At 67.0% G+C, this 13,295-nt stretch carries 10 protein-coding genes; 5 read left to right on the top strand and 5 right to left on the bottom strand.

The genetic code is table 11. The features are described from left to right. Positions 1–13 precede the first annotated feature (13 nt). Positions 14–2,842: an ATP-binding protein gene (locus ACWC1K_RS19635; protein ID WP_351480809.1), complete on the top strand. Its 2,829-nt coding sequence runs from the start codon at positions 14–16 to the stop codon at positions 2,840–2,842. 103 nt (positions 2,843–2,945) lie between these two features. On the opposite strand, the gene ACWC1K_RS19630 is transcribed toward ACWC1K_RS19635, so the two are convergent. Further along, complete coding sequence (locus ACWC1K_RS19630; protein WP_351480806.1) at positions 2,946–4,436, bottom strand: S53 family peptidase; 1,491 nt, start codon at positions 4,434–4,436, stop codon at positions 2,946–2,948. Between the two features lie 284 nt (positions 4,437–4,720). Continuing rightward, positions 4,721–4,897: a hypothetical protein gene (locus ACWC1K_RS19625; RefSeq protein ID WP_351480803.1), complete on the bottom strand. Its 177-nt coding sequence runs from the start codon at positions 4,895–4,897 to the stop codon at positions 4,721–4,723. A gap of 713 nt (positions 4,898–5,610) precedes the next feature. Between ACWC1K_RS19625 and ACWC1K_RS19620 the strand changes: the two genes are divergently transcribed. Both ACWC1K_RS19620 and ACWC1K_RS19615 read left to right on the top strand, forming a co-directional pair. Further along, complete coding sequence (locus tag ACWC1K_RS19620) at positions 5,611–7,005, top strand: helix-turn-helix domain-containing protein (RefSeq protein WP_450832856.1); 1,395 nt, start codon at positions 5,611–5,613, stop codon at positions 7,003–7,005. After that, positions 6,947–7,648 carry a 2'-5' RNA ligase family protein gene (locus ACWC1K_RS19615; RefSeq protein WP_351483454.1) on the top strand — a complete coding sequence of 234 codons (702 nt, stop codon included), beginning with the start codon at positions 6,947–6,949 and terminating at the stop codon, positions 7,646–7,648. Before ACWC1K_RS19620 ends, ACWC1K_RS19615 begins: the two co-directional genes overlap by 59 nt. Before the next feature lie 439 nt (positions 7,649–8,087). On the opposite strand, the gene ACWC1K_RS19610 is transcribed toward ACWC1K_RS19615, so the two are convergent. Together ACWC1K_RS19610 and ACWC1K_RS19605 are read right to left on the bottom strand one after the other, a co-directional pair. Beyond that, positions 8,088–10,025 carry a caspase family protein gene (locus tag ACWC1K_RS19610; protein WP_450832854.1) on the bottom strand — a complete coding sequence of 646 codons (1,938 nt, stop codon included), beginning with the start codon at positions 10,023–10,025 and terminating at the stop codon, positions 8,088–8,090. Positions 10,026–10,027: 2 nt separating this feature from the next. Beyond that, a complete protein-coding gene (locus tag ACWC1K_RS19605) occupies positions 10,028–10,387 on the bottom strand; it encodes an effector-associated constant component EACC1 (protein ID WP_351483452.1) in 360 nt (119 codons plus the stop codon). An 890-nt stretch (positions 10,388–11,277) separates the two neighbouring features. Between ACWC1K_RS19605 and ACWC1K_RS19600 the strand changes: the two genes are divergently transcribed. Beyond that, a complete protein-coding gene (locus ACWC1K_RS19600) occupies positions 11,278–12,387 on the top strand; it encodes a hypothetical protein (protein ID WP_351483451.1) in 1,110 nt (369 codons plus the stop codon). 12 nt (positions 12,388–12,399) lie between these two features. Here ACWC1K_RS19600 and ACWC1K_RS19595 read toward each other — a convergent pair whose 3' ends face one another. Further along, on the bottom strand, positions 12,400–12,594 hold the full coding sequence (locus tag ACWC1K_RS19595; RefSeq protein ID WP_450832852.1) for a hypothetical protein: 195 nt from the start codon (positions 12,592–12,594) through the stop codon (positions 12,400–12,402). Between the two features lie 343 nt (positions 12,595–12,937). Between ACWC1K_RS19595 and ACWC1K_RS19590 the strand changes: the two genes are divergently transcribed. Next, positions 12,938–13,294 carry a hypothetical protein gene (locus ACWC1K_RS19590; RefSeq protein ID WP_351483450.1) on the top strand — a complete coding sequence of 119 codons (357 nt, stop codon included), beginning with the start codon at positions 12,938–12,940 and terminating at the stop codon, positions 13,292–13,294. The last annotated feature ends 1 nt before the right edge of the window (position 13,295 follow it).

Raw genomic sequence — 13,295 nt, 5'->3', positions numbered from 1 at the left:
GGGTGGGCGCCAGATGACTCTCATGGAGCGGGAGCGCGAACTGCGCCGCATCAACGAGCTGTTGGGCCGGGCCCGGACAGGGGAAGGCGCAACCCTGCTCATCGAAGGAACGGCCGGCATCGGAAAGACGGCGCTTGTGGCCGCAGCCCGGTCCCAGGCCACACTGCAGGGGATGGCCTCGCTGACAGCGCGCGGAGGCGAACTGGAACGGGACCTCGCCTTCGCGATCGTGCGCCAGTTGTTCGAACCTCGACTGCGCGACGAGCCAGCCAGTGTGCGCGAGGAGCTGTTGTCCGGCGCCGCGGAGCTGGCCGCGCCCGTCTTCGGAGTGGCACCCGCGGGCCGCGACGTGGGATCCGTGGGCGCGGTGGTGCACGGGCTGTACTGGTTGTGCTCAAATCTCGCAGACCGCAGCCCGCTGCTCCTGGTGATCGACGACGCCCACTGGTGCGACGAAGCCTCGCTGCGGTTCGTGTCCCACCTGGCGCGCCGAGTCGCGGAGTTACCGGTGTTGCTCGTTCTCGCTGCACGGCCCGTGCTGCCCGGCCGGACCGACTCGGTGGACCGTGCGCTCACTGGCATGCACCCGGAGATTGTGCGGCTGGGACCGCTCAGCGAGCAAGCCGTTGGCGCACTGGTCCGGCAAGCCCTGTCCGCCGACGCCGAGGACGAGTTCTGCCGGGCCTGCGCCAGAGCCACCGCGGGCAACCCCTTCCTGCTCGGCGAGGCACTCATCGGCCTGCGTACGGACTGCGTGCAGCCGGTCGCCTCCGAGGCCCACCGGATCGACGCGCTGCGTCCCGAGACGCTCACCCGCGCCGTGCTCACCCGGCTCGCGCGCCTCGGCCCGGACGCCGTACGCCTAGCCCGCTGCGTGGCCGTCCTCGGCCCCGCCGCCGACCTGCGCCGGATCTCAGCACTGGCTGACCTGGGCCTGGGGCAGGCCGCCGATCTGGTCGACGCACTGGTACACGACGGGCTCATCACCGCAGGACCGACGATCGAGTTCGCGCACCCGCTCGTGCGTGGAGCCGTCTACGGGGACACCGCCGAATCCCTCCGTGCCGTGGCGCACAAAGAGGCCGCCCGGATGCTGGCTGCGGACGCCGCGCCCCCCGAGCATCTCGTACCGCACTTGCTTGCAGCGGCGCCCGACGGTGACCCCTGGGTGGTCGGCGAACTGGGCGCGGCAGCGGCCGACGCCCTCGCACGCGGGGCGCCGGAGCTCGCGGCCGCCTGTCTCCAACGGGCCCTGGCGGAGCCGCCAGAGCCCGGTCTGCGCGCGGACGTGCTCACGCGGCTCGGCGGAACCCTGGGCATGCTCAACCGCACCGCCGAGGCTGCTGATGCCCTCCGGGCCGCACTCGACCTCACCTCGGATCCGGACCGGAACATCGAGATCACCATGGACCTCGGCAGGCTGATGGTGATGACCGGACAGGGGCACCAGGCCATCGAACTCTTCGAGGCCGCCCGGCGGAGCAGCGCCGCCCGCTCCGGTGACATTCCGCGGCGCATCCTCGTGAACGTCGCCTGGGGCCGTCTCACCGCGATGGAACCGCCGGCGGACTGGATGCGGCAACTGGACGCGGTCGCTCCCCGACTGAACGGAGACAACGCCGACGACCGCGTGGCTTTGGCGCTGCTCGCGTTCGGCGGCGCCGCGACCGGGGACCGGCCGAGCGCCGAGGTTGCCCGGCTCGCCACCGCCGCGGGCGCCGCACCGCTGCCGCCCGAACCTTGGATCCTCATCAATCTGGCCAGCTCGGCCCTGGCCATCGCCGACCATCTGCCGCCCGCCCTGGACCTGCTCGACCGCGGGCTGGAGACCGCGCGGCGGCTCGGCGACATCACCGCCTTCGCCTATCTGTCCGTACTGCGCTCCCACACCGCCCTCTACGCCGGGCGCCTGCTGGACGCGGAGGCCGACGCGTGGGCGGCGCTGCGCCTTGTAGAAGGAGAGTCTCAGGACGCGCCCATCGCGGCTGCTGTGCTGGTGGACGCTCTGGTCGACCGCGGGGACCTGGCAGGCGCGCAGCGGATCCTCACCGAGCAGGGACTCGACGGCGACCAGCCGCTCAGCATGCTCATCGCGCACTTCGTGCATACCGCGCGCGGCAGGCTCCGCCTGCTTCAGAACCGGCCGCGTGACGCGCTCGCCGACCTGCTCCCGTGCGGCGCGGGCCTCGTGGCTGCGGGATGCGTCAACCCGGGCTTTGCAGTGTGGCGTTGTCCTGCTGCGCTGGCGCACCTCGCGCTGGGCGAGACTTCCGCGGCACGGAAGCTGGTCGACGAAGAGCTGGCTCTCGCCCGCGCGTTCGGAGCGCCGCGCCCCATCTCTGCCGCCCTGCGCACGGCCGCACGGATCGAGGGCGGGCAGTTAGGTATCGAGCGGCTCCGGGAGGCCGTCACCCTCCTCGATGGCTCTCCCGCCGAGCTGGAACACGCCCAGGCGCTCGTCGCCTATGGTTCAGCGGTACGCCGGACCGGCCGACGCGCCGACGCCCAGGAGCCGTTGCGGCGGGGGATGGACCTCGCGGCACGATGCGGGGCCCGAGCCCTGGCACAGCGCGCCAACGACGAGCTCGTGGCGGCTGGCGCCCGGCCGAGACGTGCGGCGCTGAGCGGCCCCGCCGCCCTCACCGCCAGTGAGCTCCGGGTCGCACGCATGGCGGCCGCCGGCAACACCAACCGGGAGATCGCCCAGGCACTGTTCGTCGCCCGCCGCACGGTCGAGATCCATCTCACCAGCACCTACCGAAAACTCGGCATCACCTCACGCCAGGCGCTCCGCGAGGCCATCGACCATGCGACGGAACAGCGCGCTGACTCCGCGGACTGAACCGCGCCAACGCACTGCACTGGCTGTGGGCAGCCACGAGCCTCGGGTTCGCGGTGCCGTCCACCAGAGGCTTCCTGGTGGACGACACGTCGCCTGTGGGCTGTTATACCGAGGCGAGGCGGGTCAGCAGCGCCTGACCGTCTGGGACACCGAGTCCTGTGCAGGCGTCCCAGCCGGGCGTGGCCGCGAAGTCGCCGATGTCGCCCAGGGTGATGTCACGGAAGCCGGCCGGGCTCACCCCCGGTGCCGCACCCTCGTACAGCGCGGGCTGGAGCATGCCGAGCGGGTGGCCGAGTGCCTCGGCGAGACGGACGGTCAACGCGGCCCAGAGCGGGGCCACTGCGCTGGTGCCGCCGATGATCTCGTCTCGGCCGTGGATGAGAACTCTGTATCCGGTCTTCGGGTCGGCGTCACCGGCCACATCGGGCACCCCGCGTCGGGGGTCGTGGCCGTTGCCGTTGGGCACGCCGACGTTCGCCTGCCAGCTGGGCTGTTTGAACTTGCTGCTGACGCCGCCGCCGGAGGCGGACCCGTTGCCGTTGTTCCACACGGTCTCGGAGTTGACGGTGCCGGTGGCTGGGTCGGCTTCCAGGTGGGTACCGCCGCAGGCGAGGGCACGGGGGCTTGAGGCGGGGAAGTCGGTGTGCGGCTTGCCCGTCGGGTCGCCGTCGCTGCTGCCGTTGTCACCGGAAGCCACGCAGACGGTGACGCCCATGGCAGCGGCGTCGGATAGCGCGGCGTCGAGGATCGCGCGGCCCTGGGCGGTCCACAGGTCCTCGCGGGCGCCCCAACTGATGCTCAGTGCCGTGGGCGTGGGATCGGCGAACACCGCGGTGCTGATGGCGTCGGCGAAGCCCTGCGCGCTGTTCTCCGCGAAGTACACGACTTGGCGCGCACCGGGGGCCAGCGCGCCGATCGTCTCGATGTCGAGCATCACCTCCCCGTCGGCCGGGTCGCCCGGGGAGTTACTGCCGTTGCCCACCTCGACGACGTCCACGCGCGGCGTGGGAATGCCCAGTTCGGCGAAGTACGCGTCCAGGTCGCCTGGCGGGATCCCACCGCCGAGTTCGACGACGCCGATCGTGTGACCGCTGCCGTCCCTGCCTTGCGGGAAGCGGTAGATCTTGCCGAGGTCGACGGGCGAGTACGACGAGTGGACGGCATGGGCCTGCATGCGCTGTATGTGCGGGCGGGCCTGCGGTCGGTTGTCCAAGCCCGTCACGCCGATCACCACGCCGTCCCACTCGGGCAGGATGCGCAGGTCGCCGGTCCGCTGCCGGTGCTCCACCATGCGTCCTTCGGCCGCCGGGTCGGGGGTCGTGACCATGGTCAGCGAGTCGGCCTGCACAACGGACCGGAGCTGACCGAGCGTTCCGGAGATCTTGACCCGACGTGAGGCCGGATCCGTTTGCGTCACCGTCAGCCCGTGCTGCTCCGCTGACCGCTTCACCATGTCAATGTCGGCCGGGTCGGCGCCGTAACGGGCCGCCAGTTCCTCACGCGTGATCGTCTCGGGTCCCTCGACCAACTCATCTGGGATCTCGGCGCGACGGCGCAGGACCAGCGTGACCTCGATACGTTCTGAATCGCTCACCGCTCCGGTCGAGCGCGCATCCGCATGGGCGCTGCGCTCACTGCCTCGGAGGGGAACCAGTCGCGTGTTGTTCATGACTTCGAGCGTTCCACCGGCGCAGGCGGTTCGCATCCTGTGGCATCACGAAGCGTAGCCATGCCCGTCGTTCTCCATCTGGGCGCCGCGGACTGGAGACGCACACAGCGGAATGTGGGATGCGTCACAGTCATGATTGGGATGCGACACGATGTGCCGCTGTGATGGGACACCGCCCTCGGCACTGGACGCCTCGTAAAGCGACACGATCAGCGAGGGACGCGGTTCCTGCGGAAACAACCATCGCCGCCGACGTCCAGGGCCACTCCGCCGTCGAGGGCCGGGGCGTGCTCGGCGAGCAGCTGGCGCTCGCCGTCGCCGAGCTGACGGAAGATTCTACCGTCGGTGTAGTGCGCGTCCCATTCTTCGGGCGTGGTGTATCCCACGGTGAGGACTCCTTGCGTGCCGGGGGAGGAGGGCTGGTCAGATGAAGGTGCTGCTGAGAGCAACGAACACGGCAGCTCCGGTTTAGTCCTGGTGATCGGTGTCCGGCAGAGGGTGGAAGTGGCGGTCATTGGTGGTCCCCGGGACGGGGAACCGGGGTGTTCAGTACGTCCTCGAGGTCGTCGGAGTTGTTGAGGAGGCGATGGATCGTGGTCTGCCGGCCGTACTCGCCAGTGGTCGCCCCGTAGAAGCTAGACAGGAGGTAGAGCAAAGCGATCCGAACACAGGCCAGGACATCGGCAAGGGGGTGGGTGGGATTCTCTGAGCGATAGGCGGACACCATCGCTGTCGCGCAGACTGGCAGCTGGCCCCTCGTGGCTACTGTGCGAGGGGCGAGCGCCACACGCCCCAACTCCCAAGCTGGACCAGCCGTGGCACCACGGGAGCCGATTATGGTTTTGGCGGGGAGCCAAGGGCTGACGGAAAGCCCGCGTTGGCACATCCGTCTGGTGATATCACTGAACTGATTGCGCCCGACGAAGATCCCTTGCCAGGATCTCGGCCCTATTGGGAGGCGGCAGTGGCACACGAGGTCGATCGTCGGTGCATCCGGTGCGGTAACCCCCTGAGCCGGTACAACACTGACCCGCGATGCGGCGCGTGTACCCGAGCTGCGGGCAACGAGCGCGCGACGTCGCTTAGCTTGCCGGATCACGTGTGGCAGAACCCCGCAGTCACGGCGGCCCTGGCCGACTGGGACTTCGGCACAGCGTTCCGCCTGATCCGCCAGGTTGCGTCGCTGCGCCAGGAAGACATGTCGGTGATCACCGGCCTCAGCCAGTCATTCCTGTCCACGCTCGAATCCGGGACACGACGACTGCTCAACATCGACAAGATCATCCCCGTCCTTGAGCGGCTCGGTGTTCCCCCGCATGTCGCACCGCTTCCTCTCCCAGGTCCCGCTGCCCAGAATCAGTCCCAAGATCCCGGCCCGCAGCCGACGCTGTTACCCACTCCGGGCTGGGAAAGCCCTCTCGCTATCGCGAAGAGGCTGAACGCCACCACTTCGTCCAACACTGATCTGGCGACCATCGCGATCCTGGAACAGGGCGTGACGGACCTCGTCGATCGCTATGAGACCGAAGGGCCGCACCGCCTCGCCCCCGAGGCTGTCGATCTACGGAACTTCATCCAGGACCGGCTGGACGGACGACAGCCACCTCGACAGCGCGAATCCCTGTTCCGGCTGGCGGCCCAAGCCTCAGGGCTGCTCGGCTACATGGCCGTCAATGCGGGTTGCGAATCCATAGCGGAGGCCTACTGCAAGGAAGCAGAGGAACTGGCGAGGGAGATCGCAGACCTTGAGCTGATCATGTGGATCCAAGGCACGCGATCGCTCAACGCCTACTACGCAGGCCACTATGACCAAGCCGTCCGTTGGGCAGACGCGGGCATCGAGATCGCCCCCAACCACCCGCAAGCCATCCGACTCCAATCGAATGGACGCGCGCGGGCTTTGGGTAAGCTCGGCGACCGCTCCGGCGCGGAACGCGCGATTGCCGCCGCTGAGGAACTGAGCAGTCGCCACTTGGTCCCTGCCGGTCTGACCTCGTGTATCTCCTTCAAGCCGTACGGCATGGCCCGCACACTGGCCAACGCCGCGACCGTCCATGTCTCCCTCGCCAACGCCCCACGGGTTCTCGCTTACGCCGATCAGATCGACGAACTCGTCGAGCAGTCCGACTCCGCCTGGAGCCAGGCCCTGGTCCGCCTGGACGTCGCCACCGCTCTCCTGGCCGGCCCACGCCCGGACGTCGAGCACGCCATGGTTCTCGGCCGCCAGGTCCTCGAAGCCGGGGGCGGCCCACCCATCCGCTCCGTGGTCCAACGCGCCGGTGAACTCCACGCCACAGCCGAAAGCTGGCAGGACCTGCCAGCCGTACGGGAATACGGCGACGCCCTGCACTCCTGGCAGTCCGCCCCACAAACGAGAGACCTGGCGAAGTCTGCCAAAATGACACGCCTGACGGAGCAGACGAGAGGGCCAGCGGATGCAGCTCACAGCCGACCCGGACGCATTTCCTGCCAGCCCTCCACCCAGCACCACTAACGCGACGCTGATCGCCGAGCACGACTGGGCTGCCTTCGAGGCAGTCGAGGAGATGAAAGACCACTGGGACCGGCCCGGTTGGACGTCCTCCACCCGTGCCTACTACTGGATGCTCACCTTCCCCGACGCGACCCCGCTCATCGACCACGCAGGCCAATGCCAGAAGAAGCTGCGCCACCTCGCCTTCGACGACATTGACGCGGACGGCCTGCACCTGACCCTGGGACGCATCGGCCGCGTCGACGAGATCGGCTCCGGGCATCTGGACCGCCTGGCCGCAAAAGCGCATGAACGCAGACCGGAGAGCTTTACTCTCCGAGCTGTGCCGCTGACGGCATCCCGCGGCGCGATCCGTTACAGCGTCGCTCCATGGACTCCCGTCATTCAACTGCATGCGGCTCTATCCGTAGCCGGTGCCGAGTCGGGGATTCCGCCGCGCAAGCCCACAGCGGTTCTTCGCCCGCACCTAGGCATCGCGTACTGCAACCGCCCCATGGCAGCCGAAATCGTGCGCGATGCTATACGGCCCCTCCGGAAGCTCGATGCGGTGGATGTACCAGTGCGCAGGGTTCAGCTAGTCGAAATGCGTCGTGAAGACCGGGCCTACCGCTGGCAGGTCATCCACTCACTGGAATTGCGGTGAGCACCATGCCAGGGCTTCGGGGTTGTCGTGTGTGGCCCGGTTCATAGCGGTCTGTCAGCGCGGTGGCACCCGCCTCACATCCTGGAATGCCTTGGCATACCCCGACCGACTGTTCCCAAAGCGGTTCCTGCCTGCGGAGACGACGGTCCGGCGGCTGCCGGCTCGCCTTGACGGCGACGCACTGGACCAGATGGGTCTGACGCTGGCTCACCGACCGGAGACGACCGGGCTGCGCGGCCGGAGTGAAGAACATCGCGGCAAGCCTCCGCCACAACGCTCGCGCCCCTCGCACTCCCTGGCCTCGCATGATCACGAACCGGACGTCATGCGCCTACCTGAAGCCCTGGATGGTGGACGGGATACCGCCACGGCGGCGCTGAGGATGATCCGCTAGGCGCTCCTCGGGGCGACAAAACGAGGTAGCACGGGCATACGGGTCTCATTTGGCGGACGACCGGTCCATAGCCACCCCCGCAGCTGTGAGCACCAGCAACGTACAGGCGAAGGCAATCATGTTGAGGTACGGCCTTTCATTCCATGGAGCTTCCTCGTAGACGTACAGAGCGATGGCGAAGGCGCCCCCGACCCAGCCGAAGAGAAGAGAGAGCCCGAAGCGTCTGGGGGCCAGCGCGGCGGCGCACACGGGCAAGCCGACCGCCAGCGCGGCAGCCGCCGTGTAGCACAAACCGATGGTGTAGCCGTTCAGTTTGGAGCCCTCGTGGTGCAAGAGCAACGCGCCAGCGACCGCGCTCGCCCCGGCCAGGGTGGCCACGGACCACGTCAGCGGACTCGTTGGCCGCCAAAGCTCGATGCGAACAGCCCGACTCCTTCTCAGTACGAGACCTGCGAGGCAGGCACCGACCATCAAGGTCACATGGCCGGCGTATTCCAGTTGATAGGCCGAATTCCTAATGAAACCCATCGGGAGCCGTGAGTACTCATCCTTCGCTAGGTAGAAGTACACCAGCCCCCAGACCGAGGCTGCCGCCGTGCCGAGCACCACGCCTGGTCCGATGAGGAACCTCGTCCGCGGTAGGAGCATGCAGATCGCCGCAGCCAGTGCCACTGCCGCCATGGTGATGACATACCAGTCCCTACTCCATGGCGGATCTCCGTGGGTGAAATAGCCGTCGGAGTGGCCTTCCTGAATGATTCCTGTGATCAACAGGGCGGCTGACAGGATCAGGAATAGTCCAGAGACACTGGCGGCCAGCACTGTGGCGGTCCGACCCGCGACATGTTCCCCTGGCTCGAGGGGTGCTGCGGTCAGCTCCTCGTCCGGCTGTGCGCTGCGTTTCTCACCCTTCGACGGTGCCGTGCCCGTAGCGACGCTGGGCGGCGTTGCCTGCACCTCGCTTGTCGGCTCGGCCGGCGACGTGAACGCCAGTTTCGGAACAGGTTCAGGCGCGGTTCTGGAGGGTTCGGGCGCCCCAGGATGGATGGCCTGTAGTTTCGCAGCCGCCGCGGCCGACACGTTCCGGCTGTCATCGTCCGCTAGGCGCTGGAGTTCGTCAGCGACGCGTTGGCGAACGATGTCGTTGCCGATCTGGTACAGGTAGGCGAGTCCGTCTAAGGCGCTGAGACGATCAGCGGCGATCGGGCTACCGAGGGCATTGCGCAGGTGTGCTGGCAGCGTCCAGTTGTTGTTCCGGGCGATGACGATGCGGCCCTCGACGTTGTCAAGCCTCTTAGGCCGCTGCTGGGGCGTCTCGTCGACGACCCGATCATGGACGTATCTGTACAATTCGTCGATGGTGATGTTTCCATCACCATCGAGATCGGCGCTGCCGTCGCGCAGGCCCGCCACCAGGTGGCGGGTGAACACCGACTGCGCGGCCTCTCCGTGGGGCTGGTTGCCCTCGAAGGAGTACTGGGTGGCGTCGGACGCGGTCAGGACGCTCCGCCCCCGCCCCTGGAATCTCTCCAGGGCGTGCACGTCGGTGTCAGCCTTGGCGTTATTCCCAGCCGGGAAGGCTCCGCTGTAGCAGCAATCCAGGATCAGGACCTTCTGCCGGGACATGCATCCGGACATGGCCTGGTCGACCTGCTCTGCGGGCAGGGACGTGAACAGCAGGCTTTCGCGCCGGGTGTTGACCATCGCCAGATAGAGTCGGCCATCCTCGTCCTTCAGGCCATGGCCGGTGAAGTACAAGAGGGTGAGGTCGTCACTCCGCCGGTTTCGGTAGAGGTCACTGATCGCCTCACCAACCTGGTAGTGCGGCTTGTTGATCAAGGTAGTGACCTCGAACCCCGCAATTTTGGGATCCTGGAGGACGGCGGCTAAGGCTTCCGCATCATGTGCTGGAGCGGTCAACTGCCGCAATCCCGTGTCCTGGTAGTCGTACGTGGCGATCAGCAGTGCCAGTCTGCGTCCCATGGTTACTCGCTGGTATGACGGCGGATGTAGGCGTCGATCAGGTCTCGCCGTTCGGCGGCGGATGCCTGTTCCAGTTCGATGGTGTCGTCATCGATCGTCACGGAGATGCGATGCCGTGCGGGCTGGCGGCTGAGCCAGTCGCGCAGGGTCTCGATGAGGGCGGTGAACACCCCACCGGACGCGCTCAACGCTACGACGATCGCGCCCAGCGTAACTGGATCTGCGCCCTTCGCCCCTTCGGGAGATGCACCGGTCGGAGCGGGACTGAGCGATTCGATGTCCAACTCGGCGATTTCGATCCGCAATCGACGCGTCAGCCGTTCGACCGCCTCCGGCTCTACCTCAGGGTCGGGCGCGATCATCAGCCGTACGTTCAGCTCATCACCCGACTGGGCACCTCTGTGGTGCCTCCTCATCGAAACCTCGTCCTGCATGCGTCCCCCGAATGCGAGTCGTCGCGATGACGTACCCAACAGTGTGGCGGCTTGCGGCTCTGACGGCAGCCCGTCGGGGCTAATTCCTCGTCACCCTGGCCTTGCCTTGTTGGCCACGGGCTTCCATCCAGGGCTTCGGGTAGTCGCATGACGTTCGGTTCGTGATCATGCGAGGCCAAGGAGTGCGAGGGGGCGGCGAGGGGCGCGAGCGTTGCGGCGGAGACCTGCCGCGATGTTCCTCACTCCGGCTGTACGGAGGGTTCCAATAGCGAGGTTGCGCCAGGTGGCCATCGCGCGGGGCGCGTTGCCGGTCCGCAGTTGGGAGGCGTCCTCGGCGAAGGTGGTGTCGTGAACGTGGTGCAGCTCCTCGATCTTCCAATGGTCATGGATGAGTCCGGCGAGTTGGGCCGTGGCATGCTCGGAGGTCAGGCTGGTGACGACGTAGACCGTCTACGGCTCGGGCAGCCAATCACGCGCGCATGACGAAAGCTGAAACGACCGCGCTGGCCATCCATGCGAGGGCGGCGGCCTCCCATTGCTGTAGTCCGTTCTGGAGCGCCCATCGCTTCGCAATGGCGTGGGCGCAGGAGCCCGCGATCGCCGCAGTCATCTTCTTAGACACGATGTTGCCTCTCTATGTGTGTGTTGACCTCACCCTGAGAAGGGGGCCAGTGCTCTCAGCGAAGCAGGACAAACGTGCAGGTAACAAGGGAGCCAGACCGGTATGCAAGTTATCGGGGTCTTGCCTGGGAGTACTCAAACTGATGGGGGGTTAGTGATCGATCTGTCGGGAGTACTTACGGGGCTACGCTCACCCCATGAGCGTCAACCCTGCTGGTATCGAGAGCGAAGATCTACTCCAGGCCGCAGCGGCAGCCGGGCACCCCGTGAGCGGGCGGATGCTTGAGGAGTTCCGTTCCCGTACGCAAGGCCTGATTCCTCGCCCTGAGCGCGGGGCGAATCGAGGTCGCAGGCCCGTGTGGTTGTACCCGCCCGGCGCCGAGCGGCAGTTGGTGAGCCTCATGCGCTGGCGCGAGCACACGAAGGACCCCAACGTGCTGCGGGTGCTGCTGTGGCTCGACGGGTTTCCCATCGCGACCAGCGCCGTGCGTGAATCCGTGAGCGCCAGCCTGAGCACGATGACCCAGACACTGGAACGCGAACTCAAGGCGGAAGCCGCGCGCCGGGGCCTGGATCCGGCATCGGAGCGCGAGGCCGCGCTGAACTCCATCGCATCGACACTGGCCGCACGGCGCGGACCGCACGCTCTACCGCGGCCAGTACGCGTGACGGCTTCCGAGCGCACTAACGCGGTCGAGTTGATGCTTCGACTGTTCGCGTACGGTGAGACGCTCGACACGACCGAGGAGCAAGCCGCGACCGTCGAAAGGGTTCTCGGCGTCTCGCCGGGACGTCGGCAACGCGTGGACGGGGACGGGCCGTGGCTGGTCGGTCCGGCGCAGGATCTGTTCGATGCGGCGCAAGTCATCTCCGTGCCGAGGATGGCTGAAACCCTCGTGGACGCAACGGACTCCGAGTTGGAGTCGGCCCGGCAGCTCGTAGCGATGCTGTTCCGGTTCCTGCCGCTCGTTGCCAGGACGATCGGCGCCGTGTTCGGCAACGACAACTACGCCGGCATGGAAGGAATGGGGCACCTGGACGACCATCCGGAGTTCGTGATGCTGCTCGTGCCGATGGTCATTGGGATGATCCGTGCCGGATGGCAGGAGAACTTGGACACCATCGCGACCGCCTTGGAACCTTTTCCTGCGCTGACGGCCGAGATCCGGCGTGTCCTCGATATGCCCTCGAACGAGGTGGAGAGCAATCTCAAAGGCCAGCCTGCCGCGGTACAGCGCCGGGCGCATCTGCTGATCGACGCCGCCTTGGACGGAAAGCTGGATCAGGCGCCCCACCGGCGACCCTGACCTCCGGATACGTCAGACCGACGTCAGATCTAGGCTGAGCAGCATGTCGTTCCGCGCGTGGTGTCGGTTGAGGATCCATTTACGGGCCGAGGCGAGCCACCAGGTTTTGGCGAAGGCGAGCACCATGCCGACGGCGAGGGCCGCGTAGTTGAACGTCTCGAGGGTCACAGGACGGGACTGGGGCAGCATGAAGAGTGCCGTCAGCACCCACCTGAGACCGCAAACTACTGGCACCCGCTCCCTGCTTCCGCCAGCCGACAATGCTGAAACGCAGCGCATATCACTGCGGTGATATGTGAAAGGAAAGAAAGCGCGCTACGGGGTCGCAGCGCGAGCTGTCGCTGAACTCTCCTGCCGCGGTCACGGAAATTACATGTCCTTCCGAGTCCCAACGGATTAGGCCACTGAAGCCATATCACTCTGGTGATATCACTCGTGGAATGTACTCGATCCCCATGGTGCGGAAAGCTACTCGCCGCGGAGCCTTGCAGGGCACTGCACTCAGCAACATCGCTCGTCGAAAGAAACAGAGCAATCGAAGGGAGAGAGCATGCCGACTCCTCGTCGCGCCAAGAACGATCACCTGCTCTACGCCGATGTCGTGGACTCCAAGCAGAAGGCTGGAGTCTGGATGGGCGAGCGTGACGCCTTCCAGACCAAGCAGGCCGAGATCCTGGAAGCGGTGAAGGATCAGGCGGACTGGGTCCCGGTCGAGAACGCGATCATGGTGGTCAGCACGGAGCCCGCCGGCATCACGGTCATCGCGCCGAACCCGACCCTCCCCGGCGTGATCGTCCTCGCCGACGGAGGCTCACCGGAGGCCTCAGCACAGCTGCAGGCAGCCGGCGAGGAGCTCGTCCGCAAGGTCATGGCCGAGCGCGGCATCGTCGAAGAGGAAGCCGCGTAAC

The sequence above is a fragment of the Streptomyces sp. NPDC001492 genome (genome assembly GCF_053597275.1).
Note: the sequence above shows the minus strand (reverse complement) of the source record. Positions and strands in the feature narration are given on the sequence as shown.

Coding starts and splice junctions, on each gene's coding strand:
- ACWC1K_RS19600 (WP_351483451.1), top strand. CDS start 11,278: ATGAGCGTCAACCCTGCTGGTATCGAGAGCGAAGATCTACTCCAGGCC.
- ACWC1K_RS19615 (WP_351483454.1), top strand. CDS start 6,947: ATGCAGCTCACAGCCGACCCGGACGCATTTCCTGCCAGCCCTCCACCC.
- ACWC1K_RS19605 (WP_351483452.1), bottom strand. CDS start 10,387: ATGATCGCGCCCGACCCTGAGGTAGAGCCGGAGGCGGTCGAACGGCTG.
- ACWC1K_RS19590 (WP_351483450.1), top strand. CDS start 12,938: ATGCCGACTCCTCGTCGCGCCAAGAACGATCACCTGCTCTACGCCGAT.
- ACWC1K_RS19610 (WP_450832854.1), bottom strand. CDS start 10,025: ATGGGACGCAGACTGGCACTGCTGATCGCCACGTACGACTACCAGGAC.
- ACWC1K_RS19635 (WP_351480809.1), top strand. CDS start 14: ATGACTCTCATGGAGCGGGAGCGCGAACTGCGCCGCATCAACGAGCTG.